14 protein-coding genes are annotated in these 16,351 nt (G+C 67.9%); 8 read left to right on the top strand and 6 right to left on the bottom strand.

What is annotated here, in order from left to right; translation table 11 throughout:
• Positions 1-32: 32 nt before the first annotated feature.
• Positions 33-494, bottom strand: coding sequence for an RNA polymerase-binding protein DksA (gene dksA / locus SOM26_RS08510; RefSeq protein ID WP_320452276.1), 462 nt, complete (start codon positions 492-494; stop codon positions 33-35).
• A gap of 455 nt (positions 495-949) precedes the next feature.
• On the opposite strand from dksA, the gene SOM26_RS08505 reads away from it, so the two are divergent.
• Positions 950-1,900 (top strand): PEP-CTERM sorting domain-containing protein, encoded by a 951-nt coding sequence (locus SOM26_RS08505; protein ID WP_320452275.1) that lies wholly within the window; start codon positions 950-952, stop codon positions 1,898-1,900.
• 26 nt (positions 1,901-1,926) lie between these two features.
• Here the strand turns inward: SOM26_RS08505 and SOM26_RS08500 are convergent, their stop codons facing one another.
• The gene (locus SOM26_RS08500) at positions 1,927-2,358 is read right to left on the bottom strand and encodes a host attachment family protein (protein WP_320452274.1); all 432 of its coding nucleotides are present in this window, start codon (positions 2,356-2,358) and stop codon (positions 1,927-1,929) included.
• A gap of 89 nt (positions 2,359-2,447) precedes the next feature.
• Here SOM26_RS08500 and serS point away from each other — a divergent pair, with 89 nt between their 5' ends.
• The 5 genes from serS (at position 2,448) to tyrS (ending at position 7,653) form a co-directional block, all read left to right on the top strand.
• Complete coding sequence (gene serS, locus SOM26_RS08495; protein ID WP_320452273.1) at positions 2,448-3,725, top strand: serine--tRNA ligase; 1,278 nt, start codon at positions 2,448-2,450, stop codon at positions 3,723-3,725.
• The gene (gene surE / locus SOM26_RS08490) at positions 3,725-4,489 is read left to right on the top strand and encodes a 5'/3'-nucleotidase SurE (protein WP_320452272.1); all 765 of its coding nucleotides are present in this window, start codon (positions 3,725-3,727) and stop codon (positions 4,487-4,489) included. The genes serS and surE overlap by 1 nt, the downstream gene beginning before the upstream one ends.
• Before the next feature lie 322 nt (positions 4,490-4,811).
• On the top strand, positions 4,812-5,789 hold the full coding sequence (locus SOM26_RS08485) for a peptidoglycan DD-metalloendopeptidase family protein (RefSeq protein WP_320452271.1): 978 nt from the start codon (positions 4,812-4,814) through the stop codon (positions 5,787-5,789).
• Positions 5,790-5,900: 111 nt separating this feature from the next.
• Positions 5,901-6,317, top strand: coding sequence for a hypothetical protein (locus SOM26_RS08480; RefSeq protein WP_320452270.1), 417 nt, complete (start codon positions 5,901-5,903; stop codon positions 6,315-6,317).
• 109 nt (positions 6,318-6,426) lie between these two features.
• Complete coding sequence (gene tyrS / locus SOM26_RS08475) at positions 6,427-7,653, top strand: tyrosine--tRNA ligase (RefSeq protein WP_320452269.1); 1,227 nt, start codon at positions 6,427-6,429, stop codon at positions 7,651-7,653.
• Between the two features lie 214 nt (positions 7,654-7,867).
• Here tyrS and SOM26_RS08470 read toward each other — a convergent pair whose 3' ends face one another.
• Positions 7,868-8,308 (bottom strand): DMT family transporter, encoded by a 441-nt coding sequence (locus SOM26_RS08470; protein WP_320452268.1) that lies wholly within the window; start codon positions 8,306-8,308, stop codon positions 7,868-7,870.
• 30 nt (positions 8,309-8,338) lie between these two features.
• A complete protein-coding gene (recG, locus tag SOM26_RS08465; protein WP_320452267.1) occupies positions 8,339-10,393 on the bottom strand; it encodes an ATP-dependent DNA helicase RecG in 2,055 nt (684 codons plus the stop codon).
• Between the two features lie 79 nt (positions 10,394-10,472).
• On the opposite strand from recG, the gene SOM26_RS08460 reads away from it, so the two are divergent.
• Positions 10,473-10,739, top strand: coding sequence for an FAD assembly factor SdhE (locus SOM26_RS08460; RefSeq protein ID WP_320452266.1), 267 nt, complete (start codon positions 10,473-10,475; stop codon positions 10,737-10,739).
• Positions 10,740-10,791: 52 nt separating this feature from the next.
• On the top strand, positions 10,792-14,259 hold the full coding sequence (gene mfd, locus SOM26_RS08455; RefSeq protein WP_320452265.1) for a transcription-repair coupling factor: 3,468 nt from the start codon (positions 10,792-10,794) through the stop codon (positions 14,257-14,259).
• 42 nt (positions 14,260-14,301) lie between these two features.
• On the opposite strand, the gene SOM26_RS08450 is transcribed toward mfd, so the two are convergent.
• Positions 14,302-14,730 carry a YybH family protein gene (locus tag SOM26_RS08450; RefSeq protein ID WP_320452264.1) on the bottom strand — a complete coding sequence of 143 codons (429 nt, stop codon included), beginning with the start codon at positions 14,728-14,730 and terminating at the stop codon, positions 14,302-14,304.
• Positions 14,718-16,346, bottom strand: a complete 1,629-nt coding sequence (locus tag SOM26_RS08445) for a putative bifunctional diguanylate cyclase/phosphodiesterase (protein ID WP_320452263.1) — start codon at positions 16,344-16,346, stop codon at positions 14,718-14,720. The genes SOM26_RS08450 and SOM26_RS08445 overlap by 13 nt, the downstream gene beginning before the upstream one ends.
• Positions 16,347-16,351: the final 5 nt, after the last annotated feature.

Here is a 16,351-nt window from a genome sequence, read left to right as displayed (position 1 = left end):
GTCGGCCGGTGGACGCTTCGCCGGACGGCGCGTCAGTCGTCGCGCGAGACCTTTTCGTTGCGCTCGTGACGCTCCTGCGCCTCGACCGTCATCGTCGCGATCGGCCGCGCTTCCAGCCGACCCAGGCTGATCGGCTCGCCGGTCACCTCGCAATAGCCATATTCGCCCTCGTCGATCCGACGCAGCGCGGCGTCGATCTTCGAGATCAGCTTGCGCTGGCGATCGCGGGTGCGCAGCTCGATCGACCAGTCGGTCTCGCTCGAGGCCCGGTCGGTCAGATCGGGTTCCCGCAGCGAATCGACCTGGAGCTGCGACAGGGTTCCCTGCGCCTCCCGCTGGATCGATTCCTTCCATTCGATCAGCTTGCGTCGAAAATAAGCCTGCTGCTTCAGGCTCATGAACGGCTCGTCAGCACTCGGACGATAATTTTCGTCGAGATCATTGGCCACATCCGGCCCAGTGGAATCCGTCACGCGATTAAACACCGTCGCCATACCACTCTCCCAAAGGGCCCGTCGGTGCGACGTTCGGCACCGTTGTGTACGGGACCGCCCCCTGATGGTTGAGAGGGCCTATAGTCCGTGCCACCTTCTGCCGCAAGCGACAGGCATTTCGTCGTTTCGTTCATTTCTATAATAATGTTGCGATGTGAACAGGATATGGACGAATGGCGTACGATGACCGGTATCAACACACCCGATCATCGAATTAGGTGATTCGCCATGCTTGCCAACAGGTTCGCCGAGTTGTTCCCGGCCCGCGCGATCCCGGCGAATCCCAAAGCCGGACGTCATTGCGAACTCAAGACTTGGAGCTTAAGCCTTTCTTGGTCACTATGATGACATAGGCGTTTCCCAAACCGCCGCGTGCGCCTCCCTGTGCGTAACCTCGCACGCATACCGCGCCCCAGAAGCGGTCGATGGGAAGCGTACCGTTTGAGGATGCGAGAATGTCGGTTCGAATGGCCCTGGCAAAGCTGACGGCATGTGCCGCAGGCGGCGCCGTGATCGGCGGCGGCGCTGTCCACATGGTGGACAATGCCAAGCGCCCGGCCGTGGTCAAGCAGACGAAGGTGAAGAAGCGGATCGTCCGCCGAACGCCGCCGCGCCCCGTGCGCCGCTATGCCGTTCGCACCACGACGACCACGACCACACCGCCCCCGACCATCGTGACGGTCACTACCAACGAACCGCCGGTTCCCATTCCCCTGCCCCCCGGCGGCCCGGCGGCGACGTCGAACGGCGGCTATATCCCGGCCGTGATCGGCGGCTGGGGCGGTGGCCTGAACGGGGGTTGGGGCGGCGGCTGGGGTGGAGGCTTTGGCGGCGGCTTCGGCTTCGGCGGCGGGTCGAACGGCAACATCGTCATTTCGTCGACCAGCACCGGCGGCTCGAGTTCGACCTCTTCCGCCTCGGGCGGCTCGGCCAGCGGGGGCAGCAGCGCCTCGACCAGCGGCGGCGGGTCGTCCACCTCCTCGAGCGGCAACGTCTCCAGCACCTCGTCCAGCGGCAATGTGTCGTCCACGTCCACATCGTCGGGCAATGTGTCCTCGACCTCGTCCGGCAACGTCTCCTCGACCTCGTCGGGGAACGTGTCCTCGACGTCCTCGGGCGGTGGCAGTTCTTCGAGCGCGTCGTCGGCATCGTCCGCTTCCAGCGCGTCGAGTGCCTCGTCGAGCGGCTATGCGTCGAGCAGCAACGGCTGGTCGTCCAACGGTTCGTCCGCCTCCAGCGCGTCGTCGGCGTCGAGTACGTCTTCGGCTTCCAGTGCGTCGTCATCCGGCGGTGGCGATAAACCCCCGCCGACTCCGGTCCCGGCACCGCCGATGGTGCTGCTGTTCGGCAGTGCTGCGGCGGCGCTGGTCATCCGGCGGCGACTGGCCAAGCCCAAAACGGCCTGAGCCAGCCCCCGCCGAAAGGGGTGCGTTTACGCCTTTTGCAGCGCGGCCTCGATCTCGGGCACCGGATGCCCGGTCAGGTCCTTGGCCAGTTCGCCGACCAGCCGGTCCTCGACCGACTTGTGATAATGCTTGCGCAGCTCGCCCAGCGTCTTGGGCGGGGCGACGACGATCAGCGCCTCGAACTCGTTGGCGAGCGCGCGACGCTTGAGCATGTCGGCGGTTTCGGCGGCGAAGCGATCTTCCTCCTGCTGGTGGAAATCGACCTCACCCATCGTGCCGCCGGTGGTCGAGGAGGCCTGGCCCGCCCGGTCGGTCTTCTGGTCGCGATCGGCGGAATTGGGATGCTCCACCGCCTGCTCGACGATCAGATTGGGATATTCGGCATCCCCATCGTTCCGAAAGAACAGGCTCTTGCGGCCATCGACGACCAGCACGAAGCTGTTATGCGGCACCTGCATCGCGTTTCTCCTTCTATATGCCCCGAGATAACGCGGACGCTTCGCCACGGGTTGCGTGTCGGCGGAGCGAACGCCATAGCCTCGCGCCCATGCACGACATTCGCCTGATCCGGGACGACCCCGCCGCCTTCGACGCCGCCCTCGCCAAGCGGGGCGCCGAACCCCAGGCCGAGACGCTGATCGCGATCGACGAACGCCGCCGCGCGATCATCGCCGAGGCGCAAGCGGCCCAGACCCGCCGCAACGACCTGTCCAAGCAGATCGGCCAGGCCAAGGCGTCGAAGGACGATGCGCGCGCACAAAGCCTGATGGACGAAGTCGCCGCACTGAAGGCGAAGCTCCCCGAACTGGAGGAGCAGGAGCGCGTGGTCGAGGCCGAGCTGAACACCGCGCTGGCCGCCACTCCCAACCTGCCCGCCGCCGACGTGCCGCAGGGCGCGGACGAGAACGACAATGCGCTGGTCCACCAGAAGGGCGAGCCCGCGACCTTCGCGTTCGAGGCGCGCGAGCATGACGCGATCGCGCCCGCGCTGGGCATGGATTTCGAGACGGGCGTCGCCCTGTCGGGTGCGCGCTTCACCCTGCTGCGCGGCCCCATGGCGCGGCTGTCGCGTGCGCTCGGCCAGTTCATGCTCGACCGGATGACCGAGGAAAACGGGTTCGAGCTGGTCCAGCCGCCGCTGCTGGTCCGCGACGAAGCCGCCTTCGGCACCGGACAGTTGCCCAAGTTCGCCGAGGATCTGTTCCGCACCACCGATGGTCGCTGGCTGATCCCCACGGCGGAAGTCTCGCTGACCAATATCGTGCGCGAAGCGATTTTGAACGAGGCGGAACTGCCGCTGCGCTTCACCGCGCTGACCCCCTGTTTCCGCTCGGAAGCGGGCGCGGCGGGACGCGACACGCGCGGCCTGATCCGCCAGCACCAGTTCGACAAGGTCGAGATGGTGTCGATCACCACCCCCGACCAGTCGGATGCCGAACATGAGCGGATGACGACCTGCGCCGAGGGTGTGCTGGAGGCGCTGGACCTGCCCTATCGCCGGATGCTGCTGTGCACCGGCGACATGGGTTTCTCGGCGGCGCGCACCTATGACCTGGAGGTCTGGCTGCCCGGACAGGCGCGATATCGCGAGATTTCGTCCTGCTCGACCTGCACCGATTTCCAGGCGCGGCGGATGATGGCGCGCTATCGCCCGACCGAGGGCAAGGGGACGCGCTTCGTCCATACCCTGAACGGCTCGGGGCTGGCGGTCGGTCGCACCCTGGTCGCGGTGATCGAGAATTACCAGCAGGCCGACGGTTCGGTCGTCGTGCCGGAGGTGCTGCGTCCCTATCTCGGCGGGCAGGCGGTGCTGGAGCCGCGCTGATGCGCATCCTGCTCACCAATGACGATGGCTATCACGCACCGGGGCTCGCCGCGCTGGAGCGGATCGCCGCGATGCTGTCCAACGATGTCTGGATCGTCGCGCCTGCCGAGGACCAGTCGGGGACCAGCCGCTCGCTGACCCTGACCCGGCCGATGCGGCTGCGCCAATTCGGGGAGCGGCGCTTTGCCGTCACCGGCACGCCGACCGATTCGGTGCTGATGGCGCTCGGCCAGGTGATGAAGGATGCCAAGCCCGATCTGATCCTGTCGGGCGTCAATCGCGGCGCGAATCTGGGCGAGGACGTGTTCTATTCCGGGACGGTGTCGGCCGCGATGGAGGGAGCATTGGCGGGCATCCGCTCGATCGCGCTGAGCCAGCGCTATCCGACGCAAGGGGTCGGCGACCGTGTCTCCTTCGCAACGGCCGAGGCCTGGGGCGAGCGTGTGTTGCGCCCGTTGCTGGCCTGCGACTTCGCACCCCGCACCCTCGTCAATATCAACTTCCCGCCGGTGGCGCCCGAGAGAGTGAAGGGTATCCGCGTCGCCCGTCAGGGCCTGCGCGACTATGGCCGTGCGAAGCTCGAGCGGAGAAGCGATCCGCGTGGCTATGACTATTACTGGCTGGCGCTCGGGCGGTTGCCGCATCAGCCGGGCGACGACACCGATCTGGATGCGGTGGCCGACGATCACATCGCGGTCACGCCGCTGCATCTCGACCTGACGCACGCGCCGTCGATTGCTATGCTTAACGAAGCATATCGCTGAGGTAAGCGGGGGGAATAAGGGCGTGGGGCGGACTGTAACGACGATCGGTGGCATCATCGGGGCCGGGCTGCTGCTGTCCGCGTGCATCCCGAACATGGAGCCGCCGACGCGTGCGGCCGAACCCGTCGCGCCGCCGCCCGCTCCCCAGCCCGTGCCCGTGGCGGATCGTCCTACGACGCGGGCAATTCCGCCGGTAACGCCCCCGCGTGCCGGCGCTCCTCGCTCCAACGCGGCTCGTCCGCCTGTTCGCCGATCGGTGCCGGTCGCCACTGGCCAGAGCATCAGGCGCCCGACACCGCCACGCGCCGTCATGCGCCCACCGGTGGCTGAGGCCGTCGCGCAGGCACCGGCGCCGCGCCAGCCCGTCTCGACCCTGCCCGCGCCGCGCCCCTCCTGGGAGCTGCGCCCGGTCACGCCCGACGCGCGGGCGATTCCCGACACCACCTATATCGTCCGCCCCGGCGACACGCTGCGCGCCGTGGCGGACCGGACCGGCTCGGGGTCGGAAGCGATCGCGCGTGCCAATGGCCTGTCCGCGCCGTTCGTCATCCGCACCGGGCAGAGGCTGACCATTCCCGGCGGCCGCTATCATCTGGTCCGGTCGGGCGAGAGCGGCATCGCCATCGCGCGCGCCTACGGCATCGAATGGTCGCGCATCGTCGAGGCCAATGGCTTGACCGAGCCGTTCGTGCTGCGTGCGGGCCAGCGTATCGTCATCCCCGACACCGCCGTCGCCAGTGCGTCCGGAGCACCAATGACCAGCGCGGCCGAGCGCGCGGCCGCCTTCAAGCTGGACGTCGACGACATCCTGACCGGTGGCGAGCCCGCGCTCGCCTCGAACCAGGCCCCGGCCAGGCCCAGCGCGACCCCGCGCCGCGTCCTGCCGCCGACCGCCGTAGTGGCGGCCCCGACCCGGCTCAGCTCGGGCTTTGCCTGGCCCGTCGACGGGCGTGTGGTCAAACGCTTCGGCGCCGGGTCAAGCGGCGAGCGCAATGACGGCATCAAGATCGCGGTGCCGATCGGCACGCCGATCAAGGCGACCGCGGACGGCGTCGTCGCCTATGTCGGCGACGGCATCGCCGCGCTCGGCGGCCTGGTCATCGTCAAGCATGGCGATGGCTGGACCAGCGTCTATGGCCATGCCTCCAAGCTGATGGTCCAGCGCGGGCAAAGCGTGAAGCGCGGCCAGACGCTGGCGCTGTCGGGACAGACCGGCTTTGCCGACCGGCCCGAACTCCACTTCGAACTGCGCCGCGGCCGCGCGCCGGTCGACCCGCTCAGCCGCCTGCCTTCGCGCTGATCGCCCTGCCCGAACCTGAACATCGCCTAACGGCGGGTTCAGGATTCGGAACGCCACGACCTGTCATAGGTTGAAAACAGACTTGGGGCCTTCGCCCCTGGGAGTTGGCGTATGAAGAAGATGTTTCGCGCTCTGGCCATGATCGGCCTTTCGGTGGCCGGGGTGGTCACTACGACCGCGCTGCCCGTATCCTCCGCCCAGGCCCAGTCCTGGCGCGACGACGGCCCTCGGGGCGACCGTGATCGCCGCGACTGGCGAGGCGACCGCAGGGACGACCGCCGCGACTGGCGCGACGACCGCCGTGGTCGTGGCGATCGGCGCGACTGGCGTGACGATCGCGGCCGGCGCGGCAATGACTGGCGTGAGCGTCGCGAGGCACGGGTCGGGCGCGAACTCGACCGCGCCCGCCGCACGCCGGGCTATGTCGATCCCCGGTCGCAGGGCGACTATACCAACTATAACGGCCGGGGTTCGGGCTATCGCCCCTGCACCTATGTCGAGCGGGGCGGGCGTACCGTCTGCCGGTAAGCCGCAACGTTTCTGACCGATGCGAAGGGGCGCGGACCGAAGGGTTCGCACCCCTTCGCCGTCGGCGGAGGGTGACGAACGCGGATCGGCGGTGTAACGAGCCGCCATCATGGCATATACCTCCGATCTGCTTCGCACCCTGGATGAACGGGGTTACGTCCACCAGATGACCGACGGCGCCGCGCTGGACCGGCTGGCGCTGGCGGGTGTAGTGCCCGGCTATATCGGCTTTGATCCGACCGCGCCGTCGCTGCACGTCGGCAGTCTGGTGCAGATCATGCTTCTTCGCCGGATGCAGCAGACCGGGCACAAGCCGATCGTCCTGATGGGCGGCGGCACCGGCAAGATCGGCGATCCCAGCTTCAAGGACGAGGCGCGCAAGCTGCTCGGCGAGGATGGGATCAAAAGCAATGTCGCCTCGATCAAGCGCATCTTCGAACGATTCCTGACCTTCGGCGACGGGCCCAGCGACGCGGTAATGGTCGACAATGCCGACTGGCTCGACAAGCTGGAGTACATCCCCTTCCTGCGCGAGGTAGGGCAGCATTTTTCGGTCAACCGGATGCTGTCGTTCGACTCGGTGAAGCTGCGCCTCGACCGCGAACAGTCGCTGAGCTTCCTCGAATTCAATTATATGATCCTCCAGGCGTACGACTTCCGCGAGCTGGCGCAGCGTCATGGCTGCCGCCTGCAGATGGGCGGGTCGGACCAGTGGGGCAATATCGTCAACGGCATCGAACTCGCCCGCCGCATGGACGGGACTGAGGTGTTCGGCGTGACCACCCCGCTGATCACCACGGCGGACGGCGGCAAGATGGGCAAGACCATGTCGGGCGCGGTCTGGCTGCACGAAGACCAGTTGCCGCATTTCGATTACTGGCAGTTCTGGCGTAACACCGACGACCGCGATGTCGGTCGCTTCCTGCGTCTGTTCACCGACCTGCCGCTGGACGAGATCGCGCGTCTGGAGGCGCTGGAGGGCGCGGAGATCAACGAGGCCAAGAAGATCCTTGCCAACGAAGCCACCGCCATGTGCCGTGGCCGCGCGGCGGCGGACGAAGCGGCGGAAACGGCGCGGCGCACCTTCGAAGAGGGTGCGGCGGGCGCGGCACTGCCCAGCTTTGCGGTCGAAGGCGGATCGGTTTCGATCGTCGATGCACTGATCGGACTGGGCTTCGCCAAGTCCAAGGGCGAGGCGCGCCGCCTGATCGCGGGCGGCGGCGCGCGGGTCGATGGCGAGAAGGTGGCGGACGAGAATGCCGTCATCGCGATCGGGGCGGAGCCGGTGAAACTGTCGTCGGGCAAGAAAAATCACGGGTTGCTAACGGCGGGGTGATTTCTGTGGCCTTCGACTCCGCTCAGGCAGAACGGAGTTTGGGGTCATGGTCCTCTTCCTAGGGCCCGGTCCCCGGCGAAGGCCGGGGTCCGGTTTCTACCAAGTCGAAGAAGCGCGGTAACGCTGCGTGGGAGCGACTTACTTCCACCAACTTATGGCGCGCCACAAACCGCGAGTAACTGGACCCCGGCCTTCGCCGGGGAGCACCAAGCCCCTACCCCCGCCGCACCACCACCGCGCCTGCGATGACCAGCGCGACCCCGATGACCTTGCCCATCGTCACCGGCTCGACGCGCACCCCGAACAGTCCGAAATGATCGACGAGCAGCGCCGCCACCAGCTGGCTGGCGATCGCTGCCGTCAACGCCACCGATACCCCCAAGCGCGGCGCGGCATAGGCGAGCACCGCCACGAACCCGGCACCGTAGAACCCGCCCAGCCAGGCCCAGCCCGGCGCACTCTTCAACGCCGCCGGACTGGTGCGGTCGAACGCAGCCCAGGCAATCGCCAGCGCCAACGTCCCGATCATGAAGGACGTCAGCGCGGCCAGCACCACCGAGCCCGACGCCTTGGCAAGCGCCGCATTGGTCGGCGGCTGGATCGCCAGGCCGATACCGGCGATCAGGACGAGAATGAGGGGAAACACAGCAGCCATCTACGCCCAACGCTATCCCAGCCGCTTCGTTCAGCCCGAGCGCAGCAGCGCCACGCCCGCATCCCGCTCGAACAGGTACAGCGCCGTCCGCGCCGCCTGTCCGCGCGGTGCCTCCAACCCGCCATCGCGGTCGATCAACAGCCGGGCATCGTCCTGCGCGCATTGCATCAGGTCGGCCATGTTTTCGGGCGTCGCCAGCCGGAACGCCATCTCGCCCGATTGCCGCGTGCCGAGCAACTCGCCCGCCCCGCGCAGCCGCAAATCCTCCTCGGCGATACGGAAGCCGTCATTGGTCTCGCGCATCAACGCCAACCGTGCCCGCGATGTCTCCGACAGGTGCGACCCGCGCAGGAGCAGACAGCGCGACAGCCCCCCGCCCCGCCCGACGCGCCCACGTAACTGATGGAGCTGCGCCAGCCCGAAGCGGTCGGCATGTTCGATCATGATCAGCGTGGCGTTGGGCACGTCCACCCCCACCTCGATCACCGTCGTCGCGACCAGCACGCCCAGCCGCCCGCCGGAAAACGCCTCCATCACGGCGTCCTTCTCGGCAGGCTTCATCTTGCCATGGACCAGGCCGACCCGATCGCCGAAGCGGGCGCGCAGGGTTTCGGCGCGCATCTCGGCCGCGGCGAGATCGGACTTCTCGCTCTCCTCCACCAGTGGGCAGACCCAGTAAGCCTGCCCGCCGTCGGACAGATGGCGGCCCAGCGCGTTGACCACCTCGTCCAGCCGGTCCTCGGACACCACGCGCGTCTCGATCGGCTGGCGGCCCGGCGGCATCTCGTCCAACCGGCTGACATCCATCTCGCCGTAATTGGCCAGCGTCAGCGTGCGCGGGATCGGCGTCGCGGTCATCGCCAGCAGGTGCGGCGGGGCCTTGCCCTTGGCCGACAGCATCATCCGCTGCGCCACACCAAAGCGATGCTGTTCGTCCACCACCACCAGAGCGAGGTCGCGGTACGTCACCGTGTCCTGGAAGATGGCGTGGGTGCCGACGAGAATGTCGATCTCCCCCGCCGCCAGCGCCATCAACGTGGCCTCGCGCGCCTTGCCCTTGTCGCGGCCGGTCAGCACCGCGATCTCGACCGGCAGGCCCGCCAGCGTCTTGCGCAACGTCTCATAATGCTGGCGCGCGAGGATTTCGGTCGGCGCCAGCATCGCCGCCTGCGCCCCCGCCTCGACCGCGATCAGCATCGCCATCGCCGCGACCAGCGTTTTCCCTGCGCCGACATCACCCTGGAGCAGTCGCAGCATCGGCGCATCCTGCGCCAGGTCGCCCTCAATCTCGCGCACCGTCCGGCTCTGCGCGCCGGTCAGCGTATAGGGCAGCTTGAGCATATCGCGCAGCCGCCCGTCGCCGTTCAGCGCCCGCCCGCGCCGCTTGCGGGTGTCCGCGCGAACCAGCGTCATCGCAAGCTGGTTGGCGAACACCTCGTCATAGCCCAGCCGTTCGCGCGCCTTCGCATCCGCTGGATCGGCATGGATACGGGCGAGCGCTTCGCGCCAATCGGGCCAGCCACGCTGCGCCTTCAGCCCCGGCTCGATCCATTCGGGCAACTCGGGCGCGCGCTCGACCGCCTGCGCCGCCAGCGCGCCCAGCCGCCGCGAGGTGATCCCTTCCGACAGCGGATAAATGGCCTCGCGCTCTCGAAACCCCTCTGTGCTGTCGCCCAGATCGGGGTGGACGATCTGCAAATCCTGGCCGTACAGGTCCAGGCGGCCGGACACGACCTTCGTCTCGCCTATGGGCAGCAGCTTCTTCACCCAGCCCGAATTGCCGCCGAAATAGACCAGCGCCACGCTGTTGCCCGCCGCATCCTCGGCCCGCACCCGTGTCGGCCCGCGCGGCGAGGACGAGGCGCGATGCTCCTTCACCGTCAGCGGGATGGCGATCACCCGTCCCGCATCCGACGCCATCAGTTCGTCGCGGGGCACGCGATCGATATGGCCGGTCGGCAGATGGAAGGCGACATCGACCACCCGCGCGATACGCAGGCGTTCGAGCGGCTTGGCAAGGCCGGGCCCGACGCCTTTCAGCGACGTGACCTCGGCGAACAGCGGATTGAGGATATCGGGACGCATGACTAGATGGGTCTGTATAGCCTCTGCCTCGCGCGCCGCCAGAGCGTGTCGGGTCTTAATCTCGTTGGATCGGAACCCCATGGACCACGAAACCCGTATCAAGCGCCTCCGCTTTCGCGCATGGCATCGCGGCACCAAGGAAGCCGACCTGATGATCGGCGGCTTTTTCGACGCGCATCACGAGACGCTGAGCCCCGAGGAACTCGACTGGTTCGAGGCGCTGCTGGAGGAACAGGATGTCGACATCATGGCCTGGGCGATCGGTTCCCAGCCTTGCCCGCCACAATGGGACGGCCCCGTGATGCAGCGGATGCGCGCGCTGAATTTTGTACCCATCGCCCGGTAACTTACGCCTGGACGCACGTTCAGACGCCTAGCTCCCCCAGTTTCGGAACCCCATGCCCGATATCAAGACGATCCTGACCGCCCAGAGCCCGCTGACCCTGTCGGGCGTTCCGGCGGGGTTCCTGCCCGTGCTGCTCGCCGATCTGGCGCGCGCGGCGACGATGCGGGCGGTGTTCATCTGCGCCGACGAAGCACAGATGCGCGAACTGGCCTCGACCGCGACCTATTTCGCGCCCGAGCTGGAGGTCTTGCAGATCCCCGCCTGGGACTGCCTGCCCTATGACCGCGCCTCGCCCACCTTGCGCGTCATGGCGGAGCGGATCGCGGGGCTGCACCGGCTACAGGCCAGGCCCAAGGCGGCGCAGCTGGTCCTGACCACCGCTAACGCCGTGACCCAGCGGGTGCTGACCCCGTTCCGCATCCGGCAACTGGTCGCGCGGCTGGCACCCGGCGAGCGGATCGGGCTTGAGAAGCTGTCGGTCCTGCTCCAGGCGAACGGCTATGTCCGAACCGAGACGGTCCACGATCAGGGCGAATTCGCGGTGCGCGGCGGCCTGGTCGACCTGTTCCCCAGCGGCGAGGAACAGGCGCTGCGCCTCGACTTCTTCGGCGACGAGATCGAAAGCGTCCGCACCTTCGACCCCGCCGACCAGCGGACGACCGGGCGGATCGACGGGTTCACCCTGCTCCCCGCCTCCGAAGCGTTGCTCGACGAGGAGTCGATCAAGCGCTTCCGCACCCGCTATCGCGAGACCTTCGGCGCGACCGCCACCGGTGACCCGCTCTATCAGGCGGTGTCGGAGGGGCGGCGCATGGCGGGCATGGAGCATTGGCTGCCGCTGTTCGAAGAGAAGCTGTCGACCATGTTCGACCATCTCGGCGACGGCGCGGTGGTGGTGCGGGACAGTGGCGTCGCCGCGGCGGTGACCAGCCGGTTCGAGGCGGTCGCCGACTATTACGAAAACCGCAAACGCGCCGAAGCGGCCCAGCCGGGCAGCTTCCGCCCGCTGCCCGCCAAGGCTCTCTACCTGACGGACAAGGAGTGGAACGCGGGGCTGGAGGCGGCGACCGCGCACCTCGTCTCACCCTTCCACGAACCGACAAGCGCGACGGTCCTCGACTTCGAGGTGGACGGCGCGCGCGACTTCGCGCCCGAACGCGCCGCCCATGCCAATATCTACGAGGCGGTGGTCGATCATATCGAGGCATTGCGCGAGCAGGGCCGCAAGCCCGTCCTCGCCAGCTACTCGGTCGGGGCGCGCGAGCGGTTGGGCAGCCTGCTCAAGGACCATGGCCTAAAGGGCGCGAAGGCGGCCGAGGGCTGGCAGGAAGCGCTGGGCATCGCCGACACGTCGAAGAGCTTCGGCGTCGCGCTGGTCGTCCTGCCGCTCGACCATGGCTTCACCGCGCCGGGCATCGCGCTGCTGACCGAGCAGGACATGCTGGGCGACCGGCTGATCCGGCGGCAGAAAAGGCGCAAGTCGGCCGATGCCTTCCTGGCCGAGCTGGCGACGCTCTCGCCCGGCGATCTGGTCGTTCACTCCGACCACGGCATCGGCCGATACGAGGGGCTGACCTCGATTCCCGTCGGCAAGAGCCCGCATGACTGCGTCGCCTTGTCCTATGCGGGCGGCGACAAGCTGTACGTACCGGTCGAAAACCTGGAGGTCCTGACCCGCTACGGCTCGGGCGAGGACGGCGCGACGCTCGACCGGCTGGGTGGTGAGGCGTGGCAGCGGCGCAAGGCCAGGATGAAAGAGCGCATCCGCGAGATCGCGGGTGAGCTGATCGCCGTCGCCGCCGAACGCGCGCTGCGCCCCGGCGAGGTGGCCGAACCGGACAGTGCGGGCTATCCGGCCTTTGTCGACCGCTTCCCCTATGAGGAAACCGACGACCAGGACCGGGCGATCGACGATGTGTTGGGCGACCTGACCGCGGGCAAGCCGATGGACCGGTTGATCGTCGGCGATGTCGGCTTCGGCAAGACCGAGGTGGCGTTGCGCGCCGCGTTCGTCGCGGCAATGGCTGGGATGCAGGTGGCGGTGGTATGCCCCACCACTTTGCTCGCGCGACAGCATTACAACAACTTCGTCCAGCGGTTCGAGGGCTTCCCGATCAAGATCGGCCGCCTCTCGCGCCTCGTCACCGCGAGCGAGGCCAAGCGGACAAAGGACGGCGCGGCGTCGGGTGATATCGACATCGTCGTCGGCACCCATGCGCTGCTGGCCAAGACCGTAGAGTTCAAGCGGTTGGGCCTGGTCATCGTCGACGAGGAACAGCGATTCGGCGTGACCCACAAGGAACGGCTGAAGGCGTTGAAGGCCGACGTCCATATGCTGACGCTGACCGCGACGCCGATCCCGCGCACGCTGCAAATGGCGATGTCGGGCCTGCGCGAGCTGTCGGTGATCCAGACGCCGCCGGTCGACCGGCTCGCGGTGCGCACCTATGTCATGCCGTGGGACCCGGTGGTGCTGCGCGAGGCGTTGCTGCGCGAACATTATCGCGGCGGGCAGAGCTTTCTGGTCACGCCGCGCGTCGCCGACCTGCCCGATATCGAGGAATTCCTGCGCAAGGAGGTTCCCGAAATCCGCTATGTCATCGCGCATGGCCAGATGTCGGCGACCGAGGTCGAGGAGCGCATGTCCGCCTTCTACGACCGCAAGTTCGAGGTGCTGGTGTCGACCACCATCATCGAAAGCGGCATCGACATTCCATCGGCCAACACGATGATCGTCAACCGCGCCGACCGCTTCGGCCTCGCCCAGCTCTACCAGTTGCGCGGGCGGGTCGGCCGGTCGAAGACGCGGGCCTATGCCTATATGGTCACCCCGCCCGAACGGATGATGACCGAAGCGGCGGAGAAGCGGTTGAAGGTGCTGTCCGACCTCGACACGCTGGGTGCCGGGTTCCAGCTGGCCAGCCATGACCTCGACATTCGTGGTGCAGGCAATCTGCTGGGCGACGAACAGTCGGGCCATATCAAGGAGGTCGGCTACGAACTCTACCAGTCGATGCTGGAAGAGGCGATCCTGGAGGCCAAGGCGGGCGGCGCATTCGAGAAGAAGCGCGACTTCTCGCCCCAGATCACCGTCGATGCGCCCATTCTGATCCCCGACGACTATGTCCCCGACCTCGACCTGCGCATGGGGTTGTATCGTCGCCTCAACGACCTGGAGAAGCATCAGGAGGTCGAGGAATTCGCCGCCGAGATGATCGACCGTTTCGGCCCGCTGCCCGAGGCGACCGACAATCTGATCCAGGTCATCAAGATCAAGCTGAACGCGAAGAAGGCGTGCATCGCCAAGATGGATGTCGGCCAGCGCGGGGTCCTGATCGCCTTCCACGACAACCGGCCGCCCAATGTCGATGGCCTGTTCGCCTATGTCGAGCGGCTGGGCGAACTGGCCAAGCTGCGTCCCGACGGCAAGCTGGTGCTCAACCGCGCCTGGCCCGATGCCAAGGCCAGACTGCACGGCGCGCTGCAACTGTCGAAGGGGTTGGCGAAGGCGGCGGGGTAAGCCAAATCCTCCCCAAGCCCGGCTTGGGGAGGATTTAGCGCTTCAGCTGCTATGGTCGGCGATGATCCGCCAGCCGGCCGCGCGGCGTTCGAAGACCAGCGTCGTCATCCCGCTCTCGCCGCCCGACAGGTTCCACCGCGCAAACAGGATGCGACGCTCGCCGATCGGCTTGAAGGCCAGGAAATCGAAGCGCAGCTGTCCCCGGGCGTTCCCGTTGCCGGTGAAGCTGCGTCGATAATTCTCGGCAATCGCCGCCTTGCCCCGGATCAGGCCGTCCTTGCCGACGAAGACCGCATCGGCGGCATAGATGGCGACGAAGCGGTTCAGGTCGCCCTCGTCCCACCCCTTGGCGCTGTCGGCCATGGCCGCCCGGATGCCCGCCTCGGCCGGGTCGGTCGCGGGCGCCGCGGCATGGACGGCCACCGGCATCGGCATTGCCGCCGCGATGGTCATGACGGTCAGGCCGCGCATTCCAGTTCCTCCTCGATCATCGCCCGCAACGCCGCCTCGTCGAGCGGCGCGGCGCGCAGGAATCCCTGATAGATTTCACAACCCAGCCGTCCGAGCAACACCGCCTGGTCATGCGTCTCGACCCCCTCGGCGACGATCGACATGCCCAGATGCGCCGCGATGCGGATGATCCCGCGCACCACCACCCGGTCGCGCCGCGACGCATCCACCTCGGACACCAGCGCGCGGTCGAGCTTCAGATAGTCGATCGGCAGGCTGGTCAGATAGGCCAAGCTGGAATAGCCGGTGCCGAAATCGTCGATCGCGATCCGCACTCCGGCCTGGCGCAGGCTGTCGAGGACGACGGCGGCACGGTCCAGTTCGCGGATCAGCCCGGTTTCGGTGATCTCTGCGGTCAGGCGGTCGATCGGAAATCCGCTGCTCGCCACCCGTTCGAGGAACAGCCGCGCGAACCCCGCCCGCGCGACATCGGCCGCGGTGATGTTGATCGACAGCCGCAGATGCGACATGGCCAGCGGCCAGCGCGCGGCCCGTTGCAGCGCGATCTGCTGGATATGGTCCGACAGCGCGAGGCCCAGATCGGCACGCTCCGCCGCCGCAAACAGCGGGTCGGCACCCAGCGGTCCCAGCGTCGGATGCCGCCAGCGGGCCAGCGCCTCGACGCCGGTGATCCGTCCGCTTCGAATTTCGACCTGCGGCTGGAACACGATGTCGATCTCGCCGCGCTCGATCGCGTGATGCAGATCGGCGGCCAGCACGTCGAGGGGGGTCACGTCGCCCGGATGCGCGAAGCGCAGCATCGTGCCGTCGCCGGCCTGCGCCTGGCTCAGCGCCTCGCCCGCGCGCGCAAGAACGCTGGCGGGGTCTTCCGAGGGTTGCGACGCAGCAAGGCCAAGCCGCACGCCCAGGCGGATCGGCACCGACCCGGCCTGGAACGGCAGGGCGAGCAACGTCTCCAGCGTGTCGGCGATCGCGCGGGCCCGATCGGGCCCGGCGACCCCGGCCATCACGAACTCGGCCCCGCCCGAACGCGCGACGACCGCGCCGTCACCGAACACCTCGGCCGCCGCGGCCTGCATCCGCGTCTCGACCGAGCGCAACAGCATGTTGCCCGCCGGACGCCCATGCGCCGCATTGATCAGGTCGAGCCGCGACAGCGCCACGATGATCGCCAGACAGGACTGCCCATGATCCATCGCATCCGCGATCCAGCGATGCACCTCGCCCACTTCGCCATCGGCATGGGTGCGGCGGCGGCGTACGTCGAGCGTCCGCCGGGCGTGGCGCTCCGCCAGTTTCAGCGACGCGTGCAGCATTGCATCGTCCGCGTCGGGTGTCAGGACATGGGTCGCCCCCGCCGCGACAAAAGCGTCGAGCGTGTCGGGCAGCGTATCGGGCACCGCGACCAGCATCGCCGCGCCGGTCGCCGCGATCACCGCGCCCAGCGCCTGCGCCGCGCGCAGGCCCAGGTCGCCAGGCGCGCGCGCGTCGATCAGGGCGACACGCGCCTCACTCGCCAGGAAAGCGCCGACCAGTGCGTCACCCGCCGGAGGCTCGCCGTCGCGCGGCGCGACCGACCAGATGGCCCAACCGGCACGGATGATCGCTTCGTCCATGATGG

The sequence above is a fragment of the Sphingomonas sp. CFBP8993 genome (genome assembly GCF_034044895.1).
Classification (GTDB): domain Bacteria; phylum Pseudomonadota; class Alphaproteobacteria; order Sphingomonadales; family Sphingomonadaceae; genus Sphingomonas.
This window is presented reverse-complemented; position numbering and strand designations above follow the sequence as displayed.

Bases quoted from the DNA above. Each gene is read 5' to 3' on its own strand.
- dksA (WP_320452276.1), bottom strand. From the start codon at position 494: ATGGCGACGGTGTTTAATCGCGTGACGGATTCCACTGGGCCGGATGTG.
- SOM26_RS08505 (WP_320452275.1), top strand. From the start codon at position 950: ATGTCGGTTCGAATGGCCCTGGCAAAGCTGACGGCATGTGCCGCAGGC.
- SOM26_RS08500 (WP_320452274.1), bottom strand. From the start codon at position 2,358: ATGCAGGTGCCGCATAACAGCTTCGTGCTGGTCGTCGATGGCCGCAAG.
- serS (WP_320452273.1), top strand. From the start codon at position 2,448: ATGCACGACATTCGCCTGATCCGGGACGACCCCGCCGCCTTCGACGCC.
- surE (WP_320452272.1), top strand. From the start codon at position 3,725: ATGCGCATCCTGCTCACCAATGACGATGGCTATCACGCACCGGGGCTC.
- SOM26_RS08480 (WP_320452270.1), top strand. From the start codon at position 5,901: ATGAAGAAGATGTTTCGCGCTCTGGCCATGATCGGCCTTTCGGTGGCC.
- tyrS (WP_320452269.1), top strand. From the start codon at position 6,427: ATGGCATATACCTCCGATCTGCTTCGCACCCTGGATGAACGGGGTTAC.
- SOM26_RS08470 (WP_320452268.1), bottom strand. From the start codon at position 8,308: ATGGCTGCTGTGTTTCCCCTCATTCTCGTCCTGATCGCCGGTATCGGC.
- recG (WP_320452267.1), bottom strand. From the start codon at position 10,393: ATGCGTCCCGATATCCTCAATCCGCTGTTCGCCGAGGTCACGTCGCTG.
- SOM26_RS08460 (WP_320452266.1), top strand. From the start codon at position 10,473: ATGGACCACGAAACCCGTATCAAGCGCCTCCGCTTTCGCGCATGGCAT.
- mfd (WP_320452265.1), top strand. From the start codon at position 10,792: ATGCCCGATATCAAGACGATCCTGACCGCCCAGAGCCCGCTGACCCTG.
- SOM26_RS08450 (WP_320452264.1), bottom strand. From the start codon at position 14,730: ATGCGCGGCCTGACCGTCATGACCATCGCGGCGGCAATGCCGATGCCG.
- SOM26_RS08445 (WP_320452263.1), bottom strand. From the start codon at position 16,346: ATGGACGAAGCGATCATCCGTGCCGGTTGGGCCATCTGGTCGGTCGCG.